The organism is Halonotius aquaticus, assembly GCF_003605575.1.
GTDB classification, from domain to species: Archaea; Halobacteriota; Halobacteria; order Halobacteriales; family Haloferacaceae; genus Halonotius; species Halonotius aquaticus.
On sequence record NZ_QKNY01000007.1, the window covers coordinates 31,514 to 54,514 of the forward strand.

A 23,001-nucleotide genomic window follows, 5' to 3' on the forward strand; every position below is an offset into this window, starting at 1 on the left:
TAGTTGTAGATAAGGTACCGGTGTCGTATCGGCTGCGGTGATCGCACCCCTCAACCACCATGTTCAGCACCAACGAGCGCGGTCAGGTCGGGATAGGAACCCTTATCGTTTTCATAGCTATGGTGCTCGTTGCCGCGATCGCCTCCGGTGTGCTGATTACGACCGCTGGACAACTGCAGTCTCAAGCCTCCCAGACCGGCGAGGAAACGACCTCACAGGTCAGTGACGTACTCCGGATTACAGATATTATCGGCACCGCCAATGCGAGCGGTGGGACGACAGAGATCGAAACCATCGAAGCGAAGATCCGCCTTGCCTCGGGTGCTGATTCTGTTGAGATGAATGAAACCTCGTACACAATTGCCACGATGGGGGACACAAACGCTGCGACGGTTGTTTCTGGCAATGAAAGCACCACTGGGGTCAGTTACAATCAGTCACAGGGATTGGCCGACGGCGAGACGACACTGACTGACCAAAGTCAGGTTATTATTGCGAAGTTTGATCTTACAAATATTTCTGGCGTGAACACGCTTGCTGCTGACGACCGTGTTTCGATCAGTGTCGAAGCCCCCGCCGGCGGTCGAACTGTCACCGAAAAGCAGGCACCTGGACAGCTTGAAGACGGCAGCTCCTACGTTCTCAGGTAACCGGCTCGCGGTGGTATTGGTCGTTGTTGCTGTCTAGCTTCGCGTAGACTACGATTTCTGTCGGTACACCTCTTGATTTCCATGGTGAGGTACAGTCTCACACCAGCGGTATCTTTTTGCGCTCTGACTATAATATATTATCATGAATGTTTCTCAGACCACACAGCAGGTTCGGGGAACCGTCGTGACCGAATTAAACCGGCACAGCGCGATGACACTCCGGTCTGAGGACGATCGCACGTATCAGATCGTCGACTGCGCGTCACCAGGGCTTGCCGACGAGCTCGCCGCACTGACGGTCGGCGACACTGTTTCGGTCACCCTCACCGAGGCCGCCTGCCGTGGCAACGGATGGCGGGTAACCGCTGTTGACACCGACTGTGCGGTCGTTGACGCATCGCTTGTCGCCTGAGCTCGTCGACGCAGTTGACGTCCACCCCACCCCTGGCGACGCATACCGGAACGACACCCCTTTTTCCCGTCGTCGTGAGAGGTCGGTATGAACGCCAAGCGGGAGCTCTCTAGCATTGATCTCGCCGCCCTCGTCACCGAGATGGGCCGCTACGAGGGCGCGAAGGTCGACAAGGCGTATCTCTACGGCGATGATCTGCTCCGGCTCAAATGCCGGGATTTCGACCGCGGTCGCGTCGAGTTGCTGCTTGAGGTCGGCGAGGTCAAACGCGCGCACATGGCCGACCCCGAGCACGTTGCTGACGCCCCCGGCCGGCCGCCAAACTTCGCGAAGATGCTGCGCAACCGCCTCGGCGGCGCGGATTTCGCTGGCGTCACCCAGTATGAGTTCGATCGGATTCTTGTCTTCGAGTTCGAACGCCCCGACGCCAATACGACCCTTGTCGTTGAGCTGTTCGGCGAAGGCAACATCGCCGCCCTCGATGAAACCGGCGAGGTCATCCAGAGCCTCCAGACCGTCCGGCTGAAATCTCGCACGATCGCTCCCGGCAGCCAGTATGAGTACCCCGACTCCCGGATCGATCCGCTTTCGATCGGCTACGATACCTTCGTCCGAGAGATGGAGGACTCCACCAGCGACGTGGTGCGCACCATCGCTACCCAACTCAACCTCGGCGGCCTCTACGCTGAGGAGGTCTGTACGCGGGCTGGCGTCCCGAAAGAGACCACAATCGACGAAGCCGACGAAGATGACTACCAAGCTCTCTACGACGCCCTCAACGAGCTGGCCACCCGTGTCGATACTGGCGATTTCGAGCCACGAATCTACCTCGATGACGACCGCGTTGTCGACGTGACACCGTTCCCGTTGGCCGAACGCGAAGCTGAGGGGCTTGACGAAGCCCACTACGACGATTTCACCACCGCCGTCGACGACTACTTTCACCGGTTTGATCGCTCCGATGACGACACCGACAGCTCCGAGCCACACGATGGCAAACCGGATTTCGAGGCCGAGATCGCCAAACAACAGCGCATCATCGACCAACAGGAGGGTGCTATCGAGGGGTTCGAGCAGCAGGCCGCCGCCGAACGCGCCAAAGCCGAAGCCCTCTACGAGCAGTACGACCGCGTTGATGAGATCCTCACAACGATCCAGGATGCCCGCGAGGATGGCGTCCCGTGGGACGAGATCGATACCACCCTCCAGGAGGCCGCCGACTCCGGCCTGCCGGCTGCTGAGGCCGTCGTTGAGGTCGATGGCTCCGAAGGAACGGTCACGGTCGATCTTGGTGAGACACAGACGACCTTAGACGCGACTGTTGGCGTCGAAAAGAACGCCGACCACCTGTATCAGGAAGCCAAACGTATCGAGGACAAAAAGGAGGGCGCGAAAGCCGCGATCGAAAACACCCGCGAGGAACTTGCGGCGATTAAAGCGCGCCGCGATGCGTGGGAAGCAGACGACGCAGACAGCGACGATGACGATAACGAGGGTGACGACAGCGATGCCGATACCGATGAGTTCGCCGAGACTGACTGGCTCGCGCGGTCGTCGATCCCGATCAAACGCGATGAGGGCTGGTACGAACGGTTCCGCTGGTTCCACACGACCGACGACTTCCTCGTTATCGGCGGCCGCAATGCGGATCAAAACGAGGCTCTCGTGAAAAAATATATGAGCAGCGGCGACCGCTTCTTCCACGCCCAAGCCCACGGCGGCCCGGTGACCATCCTGAAGGCAACCGGCCCGAGCGAACCCGCCAAATCGGTCGATTTCCCCGAGACAACCCTCCGACAGGCCGCACAGTTCGCTGTGTCGCACTCGTCGGTCTGGAAGGCTGGTCAACACGCCGGCGACGTGTACATGGTTGAGCCTGACCAGGTCTCGAAAACGCCGGAGAGCGGCGAGTATATCGAGAAGGGAAGCTTCGTGATCCGGGGCGACCGCACCTACTTTACCGATCTTGCCGTCGACCTCGCGGTTGGGATTCAGTGTGAGCCACAAACGCGCGTCGTCGGTGGGCCGACCGCCGCTGTCGCCGACAACGCCGCGACACACCTTGAACTGCAACCCGGCAAATACGCCCAAAACGATATGGCGAAACGCTGTTATCGCTCGCTCAAGGGTCGCTTCGCCGACGAAAGCTTCGTCCGCTCGGTTGCCAGCCCGGATCTGATTCAGGAACACCTGCCTGCAGGCGGTAGCGAAATCGTCGACTGATCGATCCCGCCGGGGTTGTCGTCGCCGCGACGCGCAGGTATAACTGCCCGGAGCGTCTGGGCTGAGGTGATGCTCAACGAGGCCCTCCGCGTCCCCTACCGCGCTGTCGACGCAACAGGGACGCTGCTTGTCGGGGCGGTGCTGACAGGACTCACCGTTGTTGCCGCCGCCGGCTGGTTCGCGTTGCTGGCGGTCGATCCCCTGATCGGTGCCGCGGTGACGCCGCTCATCTTCCTGTTGAGTCTGGTGGTGCGGGGGTATCTGGTTCGTGTTGTCGCCGCCGGGATCAGCGAGCGTTCCGACGCGCCTTCCTTTGTCCGGTGGGGGTCGCTGCTCCGTACTGGGACACAATCAACGTTTGTCTCGGTGATCTACGCGCTCCCGGCGGCGGTGTGTGTCGGCCTTGCTGGGGGAGCGGCCGCAGCCACGATCATTGACCCACCCGGCTTCGAGGGGATTCCGCAGGTGCTTGCGGCGGTCGCAATGCTGATCGGTGGGTTCGGGCTTCTCATCTATGGGCTCGTCTATCTGTATCTTCGCCCAGCCGCGCGGGCTGTCTTGGCGGCGACCGGGTCGCTGTGGGCGGCCGTCAACCCCCGCCGCGTGGTCGGCGTTTCGCTGTCGGGATCCTATCTCGCCGGCTGGCTGATCGCAATGGGATTGTTGACCGTCGGCCCGCTGTTGGTGACGCCGTTGGTCGTGATCTCGGTGCTCGCTGGACTGTACGATATCGCGTTGGCTGCCATCGGTGGCCTGCTCACCCTGCTTGTCACGGTGGTGCTGTTGTTTTCGTTGCGGATGTCGGCAGCGTGGGCGACAGGACGGGGGGCTGCCGACGCGTTGCGACCCGACACTGGCATCGGATTCGTTGCTGATGCGTTGCCGGATTCACCCACGGTCGTCGATACCGGGCTCCCGGATCGTCCGACCGAGGCGCCGCCGTCGGTACAGGTCGGGCGTGAGGTTGACGCCGGCACGGGCGGTGTCGCCCAGCACACCGACGGCGGTGCCGACCAGTCGATCGAGTTCGGGATGCCGGAGTCGACGACACCGACGACGGCCGTGGGCGACGACGAGCCCGGGGATTTCGACTGGGACGTTGCTGAGCGGGAGTAGTCGCCGCGGCTCAGGAAAACTGAGCGGCGATATCGGCTTCGGTGATGATGCCGACGGTCGCGCCACCCTGGGTGACCATCACGGCCTTGTAGTGTTCCAAGAGATTCCGGATCTCGTCGACGGTGGCGTCCTCGCTGACCGTCGGGAACGATTCGCTCATGACCTCGCTGACCGGGTAGTCGCTGACGTCCTCGCCGGCTTGGATCACGTCGTGTTGGCTGATCGAGCCGACCGGGACGCCGTTCTGCAACACCGGGAGTTGGGAGTAGGCTTCCGACTCCATCGTCTCGACGGCGTCGCCGACGGCGTCGTCAGGGGCAACGCTGATAACGGTCTCGTTCATCAGATCAGCAGCGCGAACGACCTCGCCTTCGGCCTCGTCTAAGGCGTTGACGATCCGGCGAAGCGTCGAGAGCCGTGGGTCGACATCGCCGCCCTCGATGCGGGCGATCAGCGGCTGTGAGACGCCGGCGGCCTCGGCGAGTGCACTCTGGGTAAGTTCCAAGGCGGTGCGGCGTTCCTTGAGATCCTGTGGCGTCGGCAGATCCATACAGGCCTATTACCCCAAGTTATTGAAAAGCTTTCGTCGGCAACGCCGGGTGGCGACAGTTATTCCGTAGCCTCTGGGTTGTCCTCGTCCTCGTCGATCACGTCGATAACCGTCAGCGGCACGTCCCGCAGCGCGCCGCCGACCTCGCTTTTGGCGATCCGGGAGGCGTGTTCGACGCTGTCGGCGTTGAACACATCGATCTCAAGCAGCAGGCCGACCAGCGCGGTGTCGGCGGCGATAAACGCCGAGTCGAAGGGCTCGCCGCAGGCCGGACAGCCGGTGACGCCGACCTCGACGTCGACGTACTCCTTGTCGGCCTCGTTGAGCCGCTTGCCGGCGGAGCTCACGGCGACGCCGATGGCGTCGTCGACATCCTCAACATCACGAACCAACCAAGCCGCTTCCATGGCGACGAGATAGTTGCTCATATACGTTCCTTGGGCCGGAGGGTTTCGTGTCTTGTGATTCGTTCCTGCTAGGAGAGCGGGGTCTACTGGTCGGCTATATCGAGGCTCACACACTGGTTTGGATAGGCGCAAGAGCCCTGTTGGTTTCCCATAAGTTACGACAATCAGGCCGGTTTGTCACACGGTTTACGTCGGATGAGCGGCCGTTCGACGGTCACGCGGCTCTGTTCGCGGCGACAACCCAAAACCGCACGACAGCGTTGATGTTGACGCAGATCTCGCCTCCAAACACTTATATACCGCTACTGGCCAGGGGTGAGTACGGACATGATCGAAACGGTTTCGCGGTTCACTGCGTTCGCGCTGTATCAGCTCACGGTGCTGCTCGGGATCGTCCTGCTGCCGGTCGCGTTGGCGACCCGTCGCCTTGGCGTCCAGCCGCCGGTTGCCTCACTTCTCGACCGTCTGGAAGCCACCTACAAGTCGATCTAATTACAAGTCGATCTAATTACAAGTCGATCTAATTTATTCGGCCGCAGCCGTTAGCGTTCATCCTGCCAGTAGTTGACGGCAGCGTCCTGCTCGAAATACCCTTCGAGGTCGCGTTCTTCGCGGCCACCGGGTGGAGAGCCCACGTAAACGCCGAATTTCTCCGAATCGGGATAGACAGTCACGTCCGGCTCGGTCATCGTTGAGACCGCCAGATACCGGAGCGGCTCGTCGGTGTCGTTGATGACGCGATGGCCGCCCTCGGCGTTGGCTGGGAAAGTGAGATAGTCGCCCTCGCTGATGGCGGTTTTCTCACCGTCACACCGCACCGTTCCCCCGCCCGACAGCACGAAGATGGCCTCCTCGTTGGCCGTGTGATAGTGGTAGGGCCACGACCGGCTGCCGGCCGGCAGTTCATAGAGGCTACAGCCGAGTTGGTCGCCGCCGGCGGCCTCGCCGAGGTGTTTGCGCTTGAAGTTGGTCTCGCCGTTTTCAGTCGTCGACCACTCCATGTCGTCGGCGTTGACGCGTCGCATAGGCTGCGTTGTGCCGGCGGTGCCATGGGCTCGCTGGGTTGCGGCGAGGGTTGCCGAATGGTTGCATTTATCCGCTCGCCGACCGAATAGGTAGTAATGCGAACTCCGACAAGCGGTTTTGCTGATGAGTTGGGTCAGCTTGATGGTGACAACAGCAACGTCTTCGGCCCGGAACTCGGCGAGTTCAGCGGTGAGGGCAACCAGCATGCGGGCGACGCTGACGACGCCGGGATGAAAACAGGGACGACGACGGTCGGCCTCAAAACTGACGAAGGCGTCGTGCTCGCCACAGACATGCGTGCGAGCCTGGGCAACATGGTCTCCAGCAAGGATGTCCAGAAGGTCGAGGAGATCCACCCGACGGGCGCGCTCACGATCGCGGGCTCGGTCTCAGCGGCCCAGAACCTGATCAGCTCGCTGCAGGCCGAGGTGCGACTCTATGAGGCGCGCCGCGGTGAGGACATGAGCATGCAGGCACTCTCGACGCTGACCGGGAACTTCCTCCGCTCGGGGGCGTTCCTCATCGTGAGTCCGATCCTCGGCGGCGTCGACGACGAGGGCAGCCACATCTACTCCATCGACGCGCTCGGTGGGACAACCGAAGAAGAATACACGGTCACTGGCTCCGGCAGCCAGTTCGCCCTCGGTGTGCTCGAACAGCACTACGAGGATGACCTCTCCTTGGACGAGGCCGAAGAAGTCGCCGCCCGCGCGATCAAGAGCGCGGTCGAGCGCGATCTGGCCTCCGGCAACGGGATCAACGTTGCCGTCGTCACCGAGGACGGCGTCGATGTCAGCAAGTACAAAGACATCGACCAGTTGTTGTAAGCGACGCTCTCAATCCTGATCCTACAGTTGGGTTTTCCGCACGACTCAGTGATATCAGTTTCGGTTGCATCCGCGAGCAACGCAACCGTGTGTTTTAGTAATCGCAGTCGCCAGCCTTCAGCAATGGCTGTCTTCGACCGATTGCGGGAGGCTGGGGCAGGCGTCTTCACGCGGGCTCCCCACCAGCAGATGTCACGGGCACTCGCCAAGACGCTTGGCTACCGTGCGTTGATGATCGTGATCACTGTCACCGTCGCCTTCTGGTTCACCGGCGACACCGGGCAAGCCCTCAGCATTGGCCTCGTTGCCAACGTCGTGAAAACGGGGACATACTACGGCTATGAACGGCTCTGGGATCGGATCTCGTGGGGAGTTCACCACGAAACCAGTGAGTGAGAGCCCTGTCAGATACCACTGATGGATCCCCCGACAGCACGCCGGATCGCTCTGTTCACGCCGCTGGGTGTGGCAGGCTCACTGCGATTGTGTTGCCGTCTTCGTCTGTCTCAACGAACTGAACGGTACCACCTGATCGAGACACAATCAGCTTCACGAGCCACAGCCCGAGTCCACTTCCGTGATAGAGCGGACTTCGATTCTCCGGATGTTGTATCACATCACGTTCCATCTCGGAGATACGCGGCCCGTTGTCGGCGACCGTTATCCGCACCTGTTCGGCGGTTTGTTCGACTGTCACGGTAACGCTTGGGTCGTCGCCGTCATTGTGAATAATCGCGTTCGTGATGAGTTCCTCCAGCGCATAGACAAACTTATCGCCTACCTGCAACCGAACTGGGGTCTCACAATCGACGCGTATCGTTGCCTCCGGATGGGTCGACTGGAGGCGTGACTGCACCTCATGCAGTATCGTCTGGAGGTCGATCTCAGATTGGGTCGGCGGCTCACGCAGTAGCTGGGTGATCTCCCGCTGTTTTTCGGTTGTTGCGAGCAGTTTATTACACATCTTTTGAATCTTCCCGGCGAGCCACGCGACATCCCCTGATCCCGTTTCCTGAATCGTATCAGCAGAGCCGCGGATGACGTTCATATCGTTGCGAAGGTTGTGCCGGAGGACGCGGTCGAATAGCGCCAACTGTTGTTGGCGTTCCTTGCGGGCGGTGATCTCTCGGCTGTTGATCAGATAGCCGCTGACACCAGGGGTTTCGGTATGGGCTCGTCCGCTGGCCTCCATCCACCGCCATGAGCCATCGGCGTGTCGTGCGCGATACTCGATCGACTCAAGGCTTGTTTGGTCGGTTGTTACCCACGACGTGAACGCTGTTTTCACCCCGTCCCTGTCGTCGGGGTGGATGTATTCCCAGGCGAGCTCGCCGATCGTGTCAGCCGGTGAGTGCCCCAAGATCCGTTCGATCGAGGGGCTCTGATACTGAAACCGGCCATCGGTGTCGACGACAGAGATGATATCGTTTGTCTCCTCGATCAGTGCTTGGAAGCGGTGCTCTCGTTGTCGCTGCTCGGTGATATCACGGAGCGTCCCAACCGAGCCCACAAACTCCTCGCCGTCGTACGGAAGCACCGCCATCTGATCCTCACAGAGGATCGTTTCGCCGTCTGCCCGCTGTATCGGAACCTCGAATGTCACCGTCTCCGGCCCCTCACTGGAGAGCAGTCGCCCGAGATGTTGTTCCGCTCGCTCAATTGCCTCCGCGTCTTTCAGCAATGAGGGGGTGCTTCCGATGATCGTCTCCCGGTCATAGCCGACCAACTCGACGAACTCGTCGTTGACAAAGGTAAATCGGCCGTCGGCGTCAAGGACATAGATCCCGTCGGTCAGTGCCTCGATGATCGTCTCGTTTTTTTCGAGTTCGGATTTCCGTTCGATACTTTCGGTGACATCATGAAACTTTGAGAAGATCGATTGTACGGTTCCATCGGGGTTCGTCACCGCCCGGTTGTGCCATTTGTAGATGCGCACCTCGCCGTCTTTGTGGACGTTTTTGTTTACGACGTGAACCCCGCCGTCGGCACTGAGTAGGTTCTCAACGGCCGCTCCAACGTGTTCTCGATCCTCTTCGGCGACAATGCGCTCCCATGATTCGCCTGTGAGCTCTGCTTCGGTGTAGCCGAGCATCGCTTCGGCTCGTTTGTTGATGCGTTCAAACCGAAACGACTCGTCCCACTGGACGGCACCGAGCGGTGACTCCTCGAAAAAGTGTTTGAGCGTCTGTTCCTGTTGGGCCGCAACTCGCTGTGCCCGGTCGGCTGCAACCGCGTTTTCGATCCGGTTCAACAGCACGCTCGTCGGCGGCTGCTCGCCGCTGGTATCGACATACTCTGTGACTCCGGCAGCGAGCAGTTCTTGGACGACTGATTCGCTTGGCTCCGACACGACACCGATCACCGGAAGCGTCGAATGCTGCGTGCGAACGCGTTCGATAAACGTTGTCGTCGCGTCCTCCGGGAGTGGTACCCCAACGAGAACGCAGTCAGGCCGGCGGTCGACAAGCGTCGCTAGTGCTGCGTCGGCGTCTGCGGCTGTTTCGACGCGACCGGCCGCTTCACCGTCTTCGACCGATGCGATGACCGCTCGCTGCACACCCACAGCGAGCATCGTGATCGGCGCATCGGCCGGGGTTGTCATACCTCAGCCTGGTGTTCCATGGATAAAACAATTGGTACGCACCCGCAGGCGGTGTTCAGATAAGGATTGAAAAGTGAGGCGTCGAGTTTTCTGAGTGCCTATGCTCGAAAACGGACGCCTCAGCGGTAGTATCAACCAGATTGAATTAGGTTTTGTGGAACGAGAAGCGACACCGGAGTTTCTGATGAAGCTCAGTATTCAGCTGTATCTGTCCGGTCTTTCACTTTCGAATACTGTTCGAGTGTGTGAGATATTCGGTGTCCAACGTGCTCGATCAACCGTTCATAATTGGGTTCACAAGGCCGATCTACAGCCGGAAGCTGGGAAGAATCCGGATCACGTTGCGGTTGATGAGACGGTGATCCAGCTCAACGATGAGAAGTACTGGCTGTATGCTGCAGTCGATGCCGAGACAAACGAATTACTCCATACAGCGCTTGAATCGACCAGAAACACAATGATCGCTCAGCAGTTTCTTACTGAGATTGGCGAGAAACATGACGTTTCTGAAGCGGTGTTTCTCATAGATGGAGCACAGTCGTTGCAAGCTGCGTGTCATCGAGGAGGCTACGATTTCAGATATGAAAAACATGGAAATCGGAATGCTATCGAACGTGTCTTCAGAGAGATAAAACGTCGAACTGTCTGCTTCTCGAATTGTTTCAGCAACGCCTCAGCAGAGACTGCCGATGACTGGATCAGATCACTCAGCTTCGCTTGGAACCAGCTTATCTGAACACTACCCACCCGCAGGGGCGTCGTGTTACCAGTCGCGGAAGTCGCCGTCGATCAGCGTCTCGGATTGTTGTTGGATATATGTTCGCTGCATCCCGTGGATCGCCTCCTCGAACCCCTCGCCGTCGTTGAGCCGCTGTCGCACCTGCTTTCGCTTCCAGCCGGCGGGTGTCAGTTCGTTGTCGACGCGCCACATCAGCGGTTGGAGGTAGGCATCGACCGCCTCATCGGTGAGGCCGACCGCGCGCAGCCCCTCGGCAGCGTGATCTAAGAGATCAGTGATCGCGGCGGTGCTGTCACTCGTCTCGGTGCCATCGGCGAGGATCCATTCGATATCGGCCTCAAGCCCGTTGCGCATCGCGGCGTAGAAATTGTCGCGGGCGGCGTCCCACGGGAGGTCGCCGACCGGGTGTTCGGTGCGGGTAAGGCCCTCCATCGCGCCGGCAAAGGCGACTGTCAGAGCCATCGAGTCCCGGACGGTCGGCTGAGCGGGCAGCGGTCGGAACTCGATTCTGGCGTTGGCCGCCGATCGGGAGGGGCCGCCGAACACCGGTCGCACCCACCGCCAGAAGGTGCCGTGCTTGCGGCGGAGCGTGGCAAAGTTGTCGTGGAAGCGGTCGCTGCGGTCGACATCCATCGGGACGATCACCTCGTCGTCGACGACGCGGCGAATCGCCGCCTCAAGGGTGTCGATATCCTCGGGGAAGGCCACCTTGTCGGTCTCGGTGGCAGTGTTGAGCACCGACTCGAAAACGGCGATCCGATTTTCGTGCCAGCCCTCAGCGAGGACCTCGTCGGGGTCGACACCGTCCTCGTAGAGATCCGGCGGGAAGAACGGCGCGTTGACGCCGAGGGCGAGCAGCGGCCCGGCAAGGCGGAGCGCGTAGGTGAAACACCGCGGGAGATCCATCGCCTGCTGCATCTGGTAGTGTGGCTGAATGGATGTGATCAGGCTCTCGGGCATCAGTGTCTCGGCGGCGATATCGACGTGCGGGGCCTCGACGCGGAACGTGTCCGCGAGATTCCCGTTGGCCATCGCGTGGTACCGGACGGCGTCGGTCATGTTGGTGGCGATTCGGACGCCGTCGTCGTCGACGCTGTCGGTGAGATACTCCCGGGCGGTTTCGCCGGTCGGTGGGATCGTCCACAGCCCGTCGCTGACCAGCCGCAGGCCCTCGGGGGCCGTACAGTCGAGGGCGGCTGTGAGCTGGCTGCGAACCTCCGATTCGATGGCGCGGACGCCGTCGGCGTTGAACGGTTGGGGGGTGGCGGTCATCTCGGCGTTATGCAGGCCGAGTTCCTTCTCGAAGCCGATCAACTCCAGCAGGCGGCGCGGGACGCGAGCCAGCCCGTAGGCCCCGTCGTCGCCGGGGTTCCAGCGATTCTCGGAGACGGCGTAGAACTCGTATTCGAGGCCGAGGATCGACTGGTGGTTGTCGAAGGTACCGTCGCTGAGCTCCGACAGCACGAAGTCGGCATCGGTCGCGGCGTCCGTCCGGTACGATTCGGGGTCGACGGCCAGCACGTCGCGGACGGCGGCGGCCAGCGAGGACTCTGTCATCGCACGGGTGTGTGTTTTCAAGCCTCTTGAAGGCATCTAGCTTCGTCGGCGTTGCTATCGAGGGTTGGGGTGTGTCGTCGGCGGGGTACTGGATCACGATCAGCGGGGATGGTCGTTGGTTGTCGCGTGATCGGTGTCGATTCCCGATCAGCGGCGGTCAATCGTTGAATCGTCGCACTCGCTGGCTTGTGGAAACTGCCATGTAGCAGCGGCCTAGATACAACATCGCTATCGAGGCGTCGATCCGCCACCGAACTCTGGTTATTTCGGATCGGCCAGTGGCAGTGTTATTTCGATCACCTTTCGGTCTGTGTTATTTTCCTTGAGTTTCAGGATTCCTTGATGCCGATTTACGATCGTTTGCACTTCCCACAAGCCGATTTTGTCGCCGTGTTTCAGCTGATTAGGTTCATCGCTATTTAGCAGGGGTGCGATCTCGATATCCGGGATCGGTTCGCCGGTATCGATGATCTGAATATCTATCTGTTGATCAGCGACGTTTTCGCTTGCAGACACCGTGATCGCCAAATCCTCGTGAGCATTGTGTCTCACCGCGTTATCAATGAGTTCGTGAAAGGCTTTCTGTAACAGCGGATTCGCATCGATATACAGGTTTTCGCTTGCAAGCTCCCAGTTGATATCAGGGTAGTTGGATCTGTATTTTTCCACCTCCGTTTCCAACAGCGTATGCACATTCACTCGGTCTGTGTTCTTCTCATCGCCGGTGAGTGATGTGATCTTGTTCACCCAGCTGGTTAGCCGCACCAATTCGGCGATGGCCCGTCGCATCTGGTCGAAGACCTTATTCCCATTCGATTGGTTGTCGATCTGTGAGAATCCGCCGCTCACGATTTGCAGCTTATTGCGGAAATTGTGGCGAATAATCCGATTTAGGAGATAGAAGTGCCGAAGCTTCATCTTGTAATCGTCGATATTCTGGATGACCGCGATAACGTACGACTGATCCTCTACCGAGAGTTCCGACAGGCGCATCTCGATCCACAGTATTTCGCCTGATGGGCGTGTCACGCGCCATTCGAACTGCTGGGGATGGCCCGCTGCTGCCGCCCGGATCTGTTTGATGAATTTTGATTTCGACAGCGAATCGGTGCTGACATCGACGATATCGATTGTCCTGAGTTTCTCCGCTGGATAGCCATACACGTCTTCAGCATACTCGTTCGCATAGCAGATGTCCCCGGTCGTCGAATCATGAACCGTCACACCGACCTCTAAGCTACTGTAGAACTGGTCGGCTTCGTCGTCAAATTCAAATGATGTGGTTGTCATCTGCGTTGCTGTTATCGTTTAAATACCGGCGGTCTGTGTAAATAATTAATGATAGCAAAGTGACTATAATCGGCCGTAGCGGCTGTGCAATGCCTGCTAGCACTCGCCGCTATTCTGCATTTCAATCGCCGCGTCAGAGTTGGCTCTGCTAGCCCGCCGGAGTCATCACCGCCTGCGCGCGTGGGTGCGGGAGCACGGCTACGACGGCGGCGACGTACTGCGATTCGGGTACTGATCACTGTGGTGTGAGAGCGACTATTTGCGTAGATATGAAATCTGACACTAAGGAGTTTAGAGTGATGAATATAGGGGATTGTAGTTAGCATCTGAGAAGCAGATACAGTAGCGGCGGGATAGAGAAGATGATAGAAAATCATAGCCACAGACTGGGAATATGTTAAGTATCCTGCCGATTGTCATACCATTATGTCAGACAAACAAATAAAATTACTTCCGTTAGGTGGATGGCACAATGGGGATTCAAGCGACCGATTTGAATTAACGAAGAAAACTTTTGATTCTGTTGACACTGTATACATTGAAAATATTGCAGGAAATGAGTCCCTCAACGCTAAAATTATTAATTTTTTCAGAGCACCACTCATTCTTCCCGTAGTATGGTTAGTTACGTACCTAATGAACAAATTAGCGAGCTTAACTGGAAAAGGAGACGGTAAATTAAAAGAGGATATTATTGAAGAGTATGATGCGGAAGTCGTGGAGATAGATAAGAGCCTTCACCCGACGATTAGTGCTTCAGCACGCTACTGGCTCCTCTCAAATTACGCACCTTTATTTGGTGTATACATTCTATTACGTGGGAACCTAATTATAGCCGTCATGTTTTTCGCTCTCGTTGAGGTGAGCATGTTTATTTTTTATTTGGCCGTTACGCTGTACGGGAGAGATTCGAAGATGGCACTTGACATTGAACAGCATGCGCAGAGTCACTCGGGGAATGCATGTGCAATTGTCGGCAAGCATCATGAAAAAGGTATAATTGACAAATTAGCGAATAGTTCTAACGTTCAAATCGTATCACAGGACAACTAAGTTTGGCAACATTATTCAAGCTTCTCTCGTACAGGTTCTATCAGTGGGATACGTTCTTTAACAACTACCAGCTGCGAGATCCGTGCCTGTATATTCAGCACAGATCGACTCATCAGATATATGACTTATACGCTGTTTCACCATGGTAAACAAAAGCGATCCAACGGAGCCACAAAGAACAAAAACCGCGATTCAACCGGTTAGTCGGCCGTCGGCACCGGCTCTTCGAGGTCGATCTCGCCGCTGTCGAGTTCGGCTTCGACCTGGCGGGTCGCCTCGACCATGTTCTCCATCTTGCCGTAGGCGACATCCCGCGGGAGGAGTTTCAGACCGCAGTCGGGGCTGATCGTGAGCCGTTCCGGCGGCACGACCTTCAGGCCCTGTTTGATGTTCTCCTTGATTTCGTCGACTGGCTCAACCTCGGCGGTGTGGACGTCGACGACGCCGAGTGCGAGATCCGGCACGAATTCGGGGTCAGTGAACACCTCGATTTGCTCGTAGTTGCCGTTGCAGAGTTCGAGATCGACCTCATCGACCGGGTAGTCGTTGAGTTCGGGGTAGATCCGCGAGTAGTCGCCGTAACAGACGTGCAGGCCGATGCGTACGTCCTCGTCGATCCCGCTGACGATCCGGTCGAGGGCTTCGCCGACGATGGCGTGGTCGTCCGGCGTCGTGGCGAGGGCGGGCTCGTCGATCTGGATGTACTGCGCGCCGGCGTCGACGAGGCGTTCGATCTCGATGTTGACGAGCTCGGCGAGCTCGTAGACGAGTTCCTCTTCTGTGTCGTAGGCCTCGTTGAACGCCCAGTTGCCCAGCGTGTAGGGCCCCGTGATCGGCACCTTGACCGGCTTGCTGGCGACGTTGTTCGTGAACTCGAACTCGTCGACGAGCCACGGTTCGTCGTAGGCGACCTCCGACGAGACGGAGGGTTTGTCGAAGTAGTTGTGGCCCCAGACTTTGACCGGCCCGTTGAACTCGTAGCCGTCGATCCGCTCGGCGAAGTACTCGACCATCTCGTTGCGCCGAACCTCGCCGTCGACGACGGTGTCGAGCCCGCAGCGTTCGTGTTCGTGGGTGATGACGCGGGCGGCGTCGTCGTGAGCCTCCTGGAGATTCTCCTCGTCGAACTTCGAGTCGGCGTCGTCGACGAGATCGTCAGCGCGGTTCAGCCACTTCGGCTTGGGGTAAGAGCCGACGACGGTCGTCAGCAGGAAGCTGTCGTTGGGGTGGTCGTCGGGACGGAACTGCGCGCGGTTGTCGGCGGGGCGGCTCATGCTGTCACCTCCTCGGCATCAACATTGCCAGCCGCGGCCGCAATCGCCGCCAGCTTGGCGCGGTGTTTGTTCACCGGCAGGTAGAACGGCTCCGTGTTGGTCGACAGATACAGGCGGTCGAACTCCTGAACCGGTATCTGATCCTCGAACCATTCGACGCGCTCTTCGAGCGTGTCGGCGGATTCGACGAGGGTGTTCTGGCCGTCGGCGATCCCGAGGGCGGCGGCGTCCTTCGTCCCGAACTCGGTGATATTCGACAGCGTCTCATCGCGGTCGCCGGCGACGAGATCGAAGCCGAGCGCCTCCACGTCGGCGTCCATCAGGTGCGCGTAGGTCGTCTCGTCGAGTGCGCCGAAGTAGGTGTGGACGACCACGTCGGCGTCGGTCTCGCTGGCGACGGTGTCGACGGCGTCGGCGAGTCGTTCGACGAGATCCTCGTTCGGCGGGTTCTCGACCAGCGAGGGCTCGTGCAGCGTGAGCGTCTTATGGGCCGGAAACGCCTCAACCTCGCCGGCGAGGAAGTCCGCGATCGCGCCGAAAAAGTCGGCGTCGTCGCCGTAGTGTTCGTCGGAGGCGAGATCGAACAGCGAGTACGGGCCCGGGAGGACGGCCTGCAGCGAGTCGGCCGGATCGTCGACGATCTCGGCAGCAGCGTCGAGTTCGTCGGCGACATCACCGGAGAAATCCAGGTCGCCACGAACCTGCGGATCGCGGTAGAAGTTGTTGTTGTCGTAATAGCGAACGATCCCGTTGGGGTCGACGTTGTCGTGGGTCGTCAGCGGATGGGCGAGCATATCGTCCCACCGGAGCTGGCCCTCCGTAATCCGGTCGAGGCCAGCGGACTGCTGGTCGTCGATTACTTCGCGGCGATACTCGGCGTAGGCACCCGCGATCTCCTCGCCTTCGGTGCCGGAGATCAGATCGTGCTTTTGGTGGCCTTTGAGGTCGGAGAGCTCCGATTTGGCCGGGTCAGGAAGGGGCAGTAGCCCCGTCGTCGTCGCAACGCGTTCAGTCATCTATCTGAACTTGGTGATTCGGCTGCTTAATATTTACTAATACAGAATATGTTTGAAGGTAATTTTAATGGCGGATCACGCCGTCAGTCGCAGCACCGACAGCACCTCGAACGGGTAGGATTCCTGTGTGATCTCCGTGGTCTCGAAGCCAGCGTCCTCCGCGATATCGACGACGATCTCATAGCCGGTGAGGCTGCTGACCAAGAGATAGACCGCGCCGTCGGTGGTCAACACGCGACCCACGTCGTCGAGAAACGGGACGATCAGCCGGCGGCCATCAGTTCCACCGGACAGGGCGTGTTCCATCCAATCGTCCCACTCGTTGTCCGGCTCGGTCGGCAGATACGGCGGATTGAACAGGATCGCATCGAAACTGTCGGCCGCAAACGGAGCGAGGAGATCAGCGCGAACAGTGTCGATCCCGCGCTCGCGGGCCTGCCGACAGGCATGGGGATTCAGGTCGCTGCCGACGACGCGTGCGGTGGTCTCGTCGGCGACCTGTTCGGCGACCCAGCCCGAGCCGGTACCGACCTCCAACACATGCTGTGGCGAGTCGAGATCGTCAATCGCTGCCTTCGCCAACAGCGCGGAGTCCTCAGCAGGCTGGTAGACGTGACCGTCAACGCCGCGCTGCTCGGCGAGCGACGGGCGGTCGTCGCTGTCGTCTGTCTCGCCGCCGTTGTCGGCGTCACCCATCGTCGGAGTCGTCAAAACCGTGTTTGACCGCGGTCTGTGCGAGGGCGGCGAACTCCGCGGGCGCGACGTTGCCGGCTCGTCGTCCCAACAGTTCCTCGTCGGCCGCGTCGACGACCGCGTCGGCATCGTCCAGCCCGGAGATATGCGCCGTGTTGCGGATCGCGTTGCGGATCGTTTTGCGGCGTTGGGTGAAGATCGCCTTGACGAACCGGAGGAAGAATTCTTCGTCGGCGACGCTGTACTCGGGGTCGCGGGGCGTCAGCCGGACAAGCGCGCTCTGGACAGCGGGCTGAGGGTCGAAGGCGGTGTTTGGGACTGATTCGACGATCTCGCAGTCGGCGTAGTGTTGGGCACTCACCGAGAGCCGGCCGTAGTCCTCGTCGCCAACGCCGGCGACCATGCGCTCGGCGAACTCCTGTTGGAACATCAAGACCAACGGAATATCGAGCGGCAACAGTCGAAAGGCGATCTCGCTGGACGCGCTGTACGGGAGGTTCGACACGCAAGCGGTCACATCCGGCAGCGCAACCTCGAGGGCGTCGTCTTCGATCACGGTCAAGCGGTCGGCATCGATGGCATCAGCGAACTCCGCGCGGAGATGCGCGGCGAACGTCGGATCGCGCTCGATCACGGTCACGCGGTCGGCGACTGCAAGCAGGCGGTCGGTGAGGACGCCCGGCCCGCCGCCGATTTCGAGAATGTGGCTGCGGTCAGCGTCGTCGGGCAGATAGCCGGGGATACGGTCGACGACGCGGTCATCGACGAGAAAGTGCTGGTCGAAATCCGGGTTGCCGCGGTCGCCGGCCCGCCGGATCAACGCGTCGGGATCGCGGCTTCCCGCGGGCGGTTCGAAACGAGTCATGCCACAGCGTTCGCCGCCGTCGGCCTAAACATCCCGTTTTGCTGTCGCTGTGGGGGACGGGGGCGGGAGTATCGGTGGTGTCGTTGCTGCAGGACTATCCCTATGCTTCGTCGTTGCGGACGAAGATCTTGTATTTCAGATCTTCATCGCGGAGCTCTTCCATGATCCGCTCGGCGATTACCTCCTTCGGATTGTGGAGGCCGCCGACGCGGTCGGCGAGATCCTCGAAGCTCTCGAAGGGCTGGCGTTTTCGCTTGTCGATGATCTTGTTGCGGAGTTTTTTCCCGATCCCGGGCAACAGATTCAGTTGGTGGAGCCGGAGACTGATCGGCTGGGCGCCGTTGTAGAAGTCGACGAATCGCTGTTCGTCGGCGTCGATGATCGCTTCGACAGCATATTCGAGCTCTGAGACCCCGGAGTTCGAGAGATCGTCGTACTCGATGTCGGTGACGTCCTCGATAACTGCGTCGTCGGCCGCCTCGTCGATTGGAATGCGGTCGACGATGTTGACGTCGGCATCCTCAGTGAGAGTCAACTCCAGCAGATCGAAGGTCTCAGTTTCGAGGGCGTAGGCCAGCGCCGCCTTCTGGTACTGCGGACGGGTGTCGTCGGGCCGGCCGTGGGGGAGGTAATCGACGATCACGGCCTCGCGGCTCGCAGCCTCGGGCTCGCTAGCATCGTCCTCGGTGTTGGACATATCAGTCCCTATGCAAACGAGCTATTTAAAAAATCGCCTCGACCGGCCGGCCGCGATACCGTCGACGGGTGTGGGTTAGACGTATTTCGCGACAACATCAAGGATGTCGTCGAGTTCCTCACCGTCGAGGGTAAACCGCTCGTTGGCGTAGATCGCCCGCAGCTCGGTGCGATCCTCGGGCAGCAGGTCGGCGATCCGGTGGGCGATCTCCTCGGAGACCTTATCGAGTTCAAGGAGATCGTCGACGAGTTCGCGGGATTCCTCGGCCTCCAAAACCGCGTGTCGGTTGACGTGCTCGATGGCACGGGCGAGTTCATACCGCAGGTCGCGATCCTCGTCGTCGGCACGCTCGTCTTCGACCTCGTTGAGGAGTGACTTCGCTTCGGAGATGGTGATGTACTCCTCGTCGAGTTTCTCCTTGAAGATCGTCATTCCTCTTGGGCGCGCAGGTGAGCCGGGCGGGCGATGATGGTCTTCTCTTTGCCGCCGTCGGTGATCGACACGGTGTAGGCACTGCCCTGAGTGCCGGTGACCTCACCGGTGTGGCCGTTAAATCGTGGGTGGAACCGACCCTCCGGCACGCTCGGATCCAGCGTCAGGTGGACGCTTTGGCCGACATCGAACTCTTCGATCGCTCGCTGCGGTGGTGAGGTGCCGCTTTCGCGGGGTGGATTTGAGAGTTTACCGCGCGTCGTGTTCAGGGGCCCGTTGGAACTTGGCATAGTAGTACCGGCGGTTGTCCGCGTCGGGGTATAAATGGTGCGTTCCGTCGCCCCCACGTGAGGTCGTCACACGGCGTCGCCACGGTGGTGTCACCCGCGGCGCTGCGACCACTACCGGCGCAAAAATTCCGAGAGTCGCTTACGAATTCCGTCTTGTTCGCCGAGTTTGAGATAGAAGGCGTCGCCGTTGTCCTCGTAGTAGCTGTCGATCCGCCGGTCGATCTCGAAGCCGAGATGCTGATAGAAGCCCAACGCCGACTCGTTGGTCGTGCGGGCGTGACAGGTGATCGTTGTGTGTTCCTCGGCGATCTCTGCGACCAACCGCTCGCCGTACCCCTGTCCGCGGGCTTCGGGGGCGACAGCCAAAAACAGAATATAGCCGTCACGCCGCACCGAGCCGAAGGCGACGAGTGTGCCATCCTCGAAGTACAGCAGCGTTGTCGCCCGGCGGTAGGCGTCGGTGAAAAAGCCGCGTCGCTGTTTGAGTACACCCTCTTTGCGGTGGATGCGCTCTTTGAGTTGCCACGCGCGGTCGACGTGGTCGGTCTCACCCGGCCCGTCACGCCGCCGTTCGAGATTGACACTCACTACCTGTGGTATGCACCACGAGAGTATTAATTCCACCGTCCCGGCAGCCGATGGGGGTGACCGGCCTGGTGGGTTCCGACATACTGCGTGGACTGACGGCCCCCAGCGCGACGAGTGCTCGGGTAGTGTAAGGACTGATCAGTGCATCATCGACCGGTGGTATTAGGAGGTTCACGCCCATATGAGACGTATGCACTACCGCTTGCGTCGCGTGGTTGGAGCGCTGACCGCCCTCCTTGTCGCCGCCCAGGTTCTTATTGGGTCGGCAGCCGCCCACATCGAGTACGTCACGCCTGGCGGCGAGCCACAGGACGTCGTCGCCTTCCTGACTGATGCGCTGACAACGCCGTTTATCGTCGCCGTCTTGCTCGGTGGCTTTCTCGTCATCGTTGCCGGTCTGGCCGCCTATCTCTATGTCCGGCCATTCCCGGCCGACATTGCTGCGTTTCGGGCGATCATGGACGACTACGAGGATCTGTTGCCGTGGCTCTTCCGGCTGAGCATGGGGATGCCGATGATCGGCGCGGGCTTCGGCGGCTACTTCTTCAGTCCCGCTGTTGAGTTGCCCTATCCGACCGCACTCCGGCTGTTCGGGATCAGCGTCGGCTTTCTGCTGTTGTTCGGGCTGGCGACCCGCGTTGTTGCCGTCGGCACACTCCTGCTCTATCTGGCTGTGTTGCCATCGGAGCCGGGACTGCTGTTGGCGTTTGAGTACATTCCCGGCCTCTTGGCGATCGCCTTACTCGGTGGCGGCCGGCCGAGTGCTGACGCGATGATCGCCCGGATGGCCGATGACGACCGCACCGTCTACTCCGATATCGACCCCTTCTACCGGCGGGTTGCGGTGCCGTTCGCCGAGCGGATCGAGCCCTACACCGCGATGGTACCGACGCTGCTGCGGGGCGGGATCGGTGTCGCCTTTATCTATCTCGGCATCACCCAGAAACTGCTGCGCCCCGGCCAGTCGTTGGCCGTGGTCGCGAAATATGATCTCACGGCTGTCGTCTCCGTCGCTCCAGAGCTCTGGGTGATCGGGGCTGGGTTGACCGAAGCCCTCGTCGGGGTGATGTTCATCCTTGGGGCGTTCACGCGCGGGTTCTCGCTGGTCGCCTTCGGGCTGTTCGTGACGACGCTGTTCGGGCTGCCGGACGATCCGGTCGTCGCCCACATCTCGCTGTTCGGGCTGGTGTCGGCCCTGCTGATCACCGGGGCTGGCCCGTACTCGGTTGACGAGTGGCTCAAATCGAAGTTCGGGGCTGCCGCCGATTTCGTCGGCCCTGACGACAGCGACCGACGCGAGCCGCCGACAGCAGAGGAACCTGTTGGCGACGATTAGATCTGAATAACTGATTTTGATTTTCCGATCCGAGGCTTTGCCGTGATCCTCAACTTACTCGGTAAACAGCCGTAACGATATTATATTGTTGATGTCGCTGATCCTGTTGCTACATCTCTGTACGCGAGTCCAAACATTCGGAAGATTGCAACTTGTCCGTAGAACTGAAGGAATGGAACAAGTAGTAATCCGATAACCGTTATAGCAAGCACGGTCGTCGCTATCCAAATAACGACTGCAACGAGAACCGGTGTCAGTACTGCGATGAAATAACTCCCATTCAGCAGAATCGGTTTGAGAATACTAAAACTGAACGCCGCACTGATCTTATCTTCCGTTGCATATGCTGTGATCGCGGCTGGAACGATGTAATAGATAACAAAAACGAGCGGGATGAGCAATAATAATGTGAGAAATCCGAGTCCTGCAAGTGCTCCCCCACCGTCTCCGCCGAGGGCAGCCCCGCCACCCAAGAACACGGTTGAGATTATCCCAACGATTCCGAACGGAATGATCGCATATACGATGGAAATAACGAGTCCGATAACCCCATCTTTGATCATTTCGCCCCAATCATCAAACTCTGGGGCTTCGTCTCGTCCTCGTGCTGTTGTTCGTAGCACTTCCACAAAGTAGCCATACAAGATAATCGCTGGTAGGATTAGAACCGAAAAGTAGCCAAGTATTCCACCGATTATTGTTCTCCCGACCCATTCTCCTCGTAGTGGATATGAGAATCCATCTTCTAACATTGTAATCGGCGCAAATCAATGGTGTCATAAATAAATAAATAACTAAACAGTGTTTGACATTTCTTATTAATAAATTAATACATATGCTCGCGGATTACAATTTTCATATATTCGTCCAGCATTAACCATCAATTAAACCATCTAAGCTTCATCACCTTTTCGGCTGATGTTGCCTCTGATGAGGTTTCGACACGAGTTTCTTGATCTGAAACGTGGATAGGGGTTTAACGTGCTTCCGATATAATAAACTGGTATGACAACACAAGCAGACGATGATACCACCCTCGCAGCCTTAGCGCATGCGTCCGCCCTCGTCGCAGCGTTTTTCGGGCCGCTGTTGTTCCTGATTCTCGCTGATGACGACGACGAACTGGTTCGTGAGAACGCAACAAACGCCCTGAACTTTCAGATCGTGCTCTTCATCGCTACGGTGATTGCGGCCATCTTGGTGTTCGCATTCATCGGTATTCTGCTGCTCCCGATTCTCGGCATAATCGATATCGTCCTCGTCATCATCGGAACGGTCAAAGCCAGCAACGGCGAGATCTACACCTACCCATTGACGCCAGATATCATCTGAGCAGTCTCAATGGTCGGTGGTCGTTC

The 23,001-nt window shown here is 59.2% G+C and carries 26 protein-coding genes; 11 read left to right on the forward strand and 15 right to left on the reverse strand.

Annotated elements, in window-relative coordinates; genetic code table 11:
* Nucleotides 1-59 precede the first annotated feature (59 nt).
* The 4 genes from DM826_RS04965 to DM826_RS04980 all read left to right on the forward strand — a co-directional run bounded on the left by DM826_RS04965 (nucleotide 60) and on the right by DM826_RS04980 (nucleotide 4,401).
* Nucleotides 60-650, forward strand: coding sequence for an archaellin/type IV pilin N-terminal domain-containing protein (locus DM826_RS04965; RefSeq protein WP_120102114.1), 591 nt, complete (start codon nucleotides 60-62; stop codon nucleotides 648-650).
* A 142-nt stretch (nucleotides 651-792) separates the two neighbouring features.
* The gene (locus DM826_RS04970) at nucleotides 793-1,062 is read left to right on the forward strand and encodes a hypothetical protein (protein ID WP_120102116.1); all 270 of its coding nucleotides are present in this window, start codon (nucleotides 793-795) and stop codon (nucleotides 1,060-1,062) included.
* 87 nt (nucleotides 1,063-1,149) lie between these two features.
* A complete protein-coding gene (gene rqcH, locus DM826_RS04975; protein ID WP_120102118.1) occupies nucleotides 1,150-3,285 on the forward strand; it encodes a ribosome rescue protein RqcH in 2,136 nt (711 codons plus the stop codon).
* Between the two features lie 69 nt (nucleotides 3,286-3,354).
* Complete coding sequence (locus tag DM826_RS04980; protein ID WP_120102120.1) at nucleotides 3,355-4,401, forward strand: DUF4013 domain-containing protein; 1,047 nt, start codon at nucleotides 3,355-3,357, stop codon at nucleotides 4,399-4,401.
* Nucleotides 4,402-4,411: 10 nt separating this feature from the next.
* Here DM826_RS04980 and DM826_RS04985 read toward each other — a convergent pair whose 3' ends face one another.
* Both DM826_RS04985 and DM826_RS04990 read right to left on the reverse strand, forming a co-directional pair.
* Entirely contained in the window at nucleotides 4,412-4,951 is a 540-nt protein-coding gene (locus DM826_RS04985; protein ID WP_120102122.1) for a CBS domain-containing protein, read from the reverse strand.
* A 59-nt stretch (nucleotides 4,952-5,010) separates the two neighbouring features.
* A complete protein-coding gene (locus DM826_RS04990) occupies nucleotides 5,011-5,379 on the reverse strand; it encodes a DUF555 domain-containing protein (protein ID WP_120102124.1) in 369 nt (122 codons plus the stop codon).
* 306 nt (nucleotides 5,380-5,685) lie between these two features.
* Between DM826_RS04990 and DM826_RS12990 the strand changes: the two genes are divergently transcribed.
* Nucleotides 5,686-5,850 (forward strand): hypothetical protein, encoded by a 165-nt coding sequence (locus DM826_RS12990; RefSeq protein WP_165853252.1) that lies wholly within the window; start codon nucleotides 5,686-5,688, stop codon nucleotides 5,848-5,850.
* Nucleotides 5,851-5,900: 50 nt separating this feature from the next.
* On the opposite strand, the gene DM826_RS04995 is transcribed toward DM826_RS12990, so the two are convergent.
* The gene (locus DM826_RS04995) at nucleotides 5,901-6,383 is read right to left on the reverse strand and encodes a cupin domain-containing protein (protein WP_120102126.1); all 483 of its coding nucleotides are present in this window, start codon (nucleotides 6,381-6,383) and stop codon (nucleotides 5,901-5,903) included.
* A 96-nt stretch (nucleotides 6,384-6,479) separates the two neighbouring features.
* Between DM826_RS04995 and psmB the strand changes: the two genes are divergently transcribed.
* Both psmB and DM826_RS05005 read left to right on the forward strand, forming a co-directional pair.
* On the forward strand, nucleotides 6,480-7,211 hold the full coding sequence (gene psmB, locus DM826_RS05000; protein WP_120102129.1) for an archaeal proteasome endopeptidase complex subunit beta: 732 nt from the start codon (nucleotides 6,480-6,482) through the stop codon (nucleotides 7,209-7,211).
* Between the two features lie 123 nt (nucleotides 7,212-7,334).
* A complete protein-coding gene (locus DM826_RS05005; RefSeq protein ID WP_394338540.1) occupies nucleotides 7,335-7,607 on the forward strand; it encodes a DUF2061 domain-containing protein in 273 nt (90 codons plus the stop codon).
* 55 nt (nucleotides 7,608-7,662) lie between these two features.
* On the opposite strand, the gene DM826_RS05010 is transcribed toward DM826_RS05005, so the two are convergent.
* A complete protein-coding gene (locus tag DM826_RS05010) occupies nucleotides 7,663-9,813 on the reverse strand; it encodes a PAS domain S-box protein (RefSeq protein ID WP_120102131.1) in 2,151 nt (716 codons plus the stop codon).
* A 100-nt stretch (nucleotides 9,814-9,913) separates the two neighbouring features.
* On the opposite strand from DM826_RS05010, the gene DM826_RS05015 reads away from it, so the two are divergent.
* A complete protein-coding gene (locus DM826_RS05015; RefSeq protein ID WP_120102134.1) occupies nucleotides 9,914-10,549 on the forward strand; it encodes an IS6 family transposase in 636 nt (211 codons plus the stop codon).
* Between the two features lie 27 nt (nucleotides 10,550-10,576).
* Here DM826_RS05015 and DM826_RS05020 read toward each other — a convergent pair whose 3' ends face one another.
* Both DM826_RS05020 and DM826_RS05025 read right to left on the reverse strand, forming a co-directional pair.
* Nucleotides 10,577-12,109, reverse strand: a complete 1,533-nt coding sequence (locus tag DM826_RS05020; protein WP_120102137.1) for a hypothetical protein — start codon at nucleotides 12,107-12,109, stop codon at nucleotides 10,577-10,579.
* Nucleotides 12,110-12,370: 261 nt separating this feature from the next.
* A complete protein-coding gene (locus DM826_RS05025) occupies nucleotides 12,371-13,399 on the reverse strand; it encodes an ATP-binding protein (protein ID WP_120102140.1) in 1,029 nt (342 codons plus the stop codon).
* Nucleotides 13,400-13,825: 426 nt separating this feature from the next.
* Between DM826_RS05025 and DM826_RS05030 the strand changes: the two genes are divergently transcribed.
* Complete coding sequence (locus DM826_RS05030) at nucleotides 13,826-14,452, forward strand: hypothetical protein (protein WP_133304636.1); 627 nt, start codon at nucleotides 13,826-13,828, stop codon at nucleotides 14,450-14,452.
* Between the two features lie 200 nt (nucleotides 14,453-14,652).
* Here DM826_RS05030 and DM826_RS05035 read toward each other — a convergent pair whose 3' ends face one another.
* From DM826_RS05035 to DM826_RS05070, 8 genes are all read right to left on the reverse strand, one after another.
* On the reverse strand, nucleotides 14,653-15,726 hold the full coding sequence (locus tag DM826_RS05035; RefSeq protein WP_120102144.1) for a methionine synthase: 1,074 nt from the start codon (nucleotides 15,724-15,726) through the stop codon (nucleotides 14,653-14,655).
* Nucleotides 15,723-16,742, reverse strand: coding sequence for a 5-methyltetrahydropteroyltriglutamate--homocysteine methyltransferase (locus tag DM826_RS05040; RefSeq protein ID WP_120102146.1), 1,020 nt, complete (start codon nucleotides 16,740-16,742; stop codon nucleotides 15,723-15,725). Before DM826_RS05040 ends, DM826_RS05035 begins: the two co-directional genes overlap by 4 nt.
* 75 nt (nucleotides 16,743-16,817) lie before the next feature.
* A complete protein-coding gene (locus tag DM826_RS05045; protein ID WP_120102148.1) occupies nucleotides 16,818-17,438 on the reverse strand; it encodes a HemK2/MTQ2 family protein methyltransferase in 621 nt (206 codons plus the stop codon).
* Nucleotides 17,431-18,300 carry a 16S ribosomal RNA methyltransferase A gene (locus tag DM826_RS05050; RefSeq protein WP_120102150.1) on the reverse strand — a complete coding sequence of 290 codons (870 nt, stop codon included), beginning with the start codon at nucleotides 18,298-18,300 and terminating at the stop codon, nucleotides 17,431-17,433. Before DM826_RS05050 ends, DM826_RS05045 begins: the two co-directional genes overlap by 8 nt.
* A gap of 100 nt (nucleotides 18,301-18,400) precedes the next feature.
* A complete protein-coding gene (locus tag DM826_RS05055) occupies nucleotides 18,401-18,997 on the reverse strand; it encodes a DUF655 domain-containing protein (protein WP_120102152.1) in 597 nt (198 codons plus the stop codon).
* 75 nt (nucleotides 18,998-19,072) lie between these two features.
* Nucleotides 19,073-19,429, reverse strand: coding sequence for an RNA polymerase Rpb4 family protein (locus tag DM826_RS05060; protein ID WP_120102155.1), 357 nt, complete (start codon nucleotides 19,427-19,429; stop codon nucleotides 19,073-19,075).
* Nucleotides 19,426-19,719 carry a 50S ribosomal protein L21e gene (locus tag DM826_RS05065; protein ID WP_120083275.1) on the reverse strand — a complete coding sequence of 98 codons (294 nt, stop codon included), beginning with the start codon at nucleotides 19,717-19,719 and terminating at the stop codon, nucleotides 19,426-19,428. The genes DM826_RS05060 and DM826_RS05065 overlap by 4 nt, the downstream gene beginning before the upstream one ends.
* Before the next feature lie 111 nt (nucleotides 19,720-19,830).
* Nucleotides 19,831-20,307, reverse strand: a complete 477-nt coding sequence (locus DM826_RS05070) for a GNAT family N-acetyltransferase (RefSeq protein WP_120102157.1) — start codon at nucleotides 20,305-20,307, stop codon at nucleotides 19,831-19,833.
* 190 nt (nucleotides 20,308-20,497) lie between these two features.
* Here DM826_RS05070 and DM826_RS05075 point away from each other — a divergent pair, with 190 nt between their 5' ends.
* A complete protein-coding gene (locus DM826_RS05075; RefSeq protein WP_233735683.1) occupies nucleotides 20,498-21,643 on the forward strand; it encodes a DoxX family protein in 1,146 nt (381 codons plus the stop codon).
* A gap of 80 nt (nucleotides 21,644-21,723) precedes the next feature.
* Here DM826_RS05075 and DM826_RS05080 read toward each other — a convergent pair whose 3' ends face one another.
* Entirely contained in the window at nucleotides 21,724-22,395 is a 672-nt protein-coding gene (locus DM826_RS05080; RefSeq protein WP_120102161.1) for a DUF4013 domain-containing protein, read from the reverse strand.
* Nucleotides 22,396-22,648: 253 nt separating this feature from the next.
* On the opposite strand from DM826_RS05080, the gene DM826_RS05085 reads away from it, so the two are divergent.
* Nucleotides 22,649-22,975, forward strand: coding sequence for a DUF4870 domain-containing protein (locus DM826_RS05085; RefSeq protein WP_120102163.1), 327 nt, complete (start codon nucleotides 22,649-22,651; stop codon nucleotides 22,973-22,975).
* The last annotated feature ends 26 nt before the right edge of the window (nucleotides 22,976-23,001 follow it).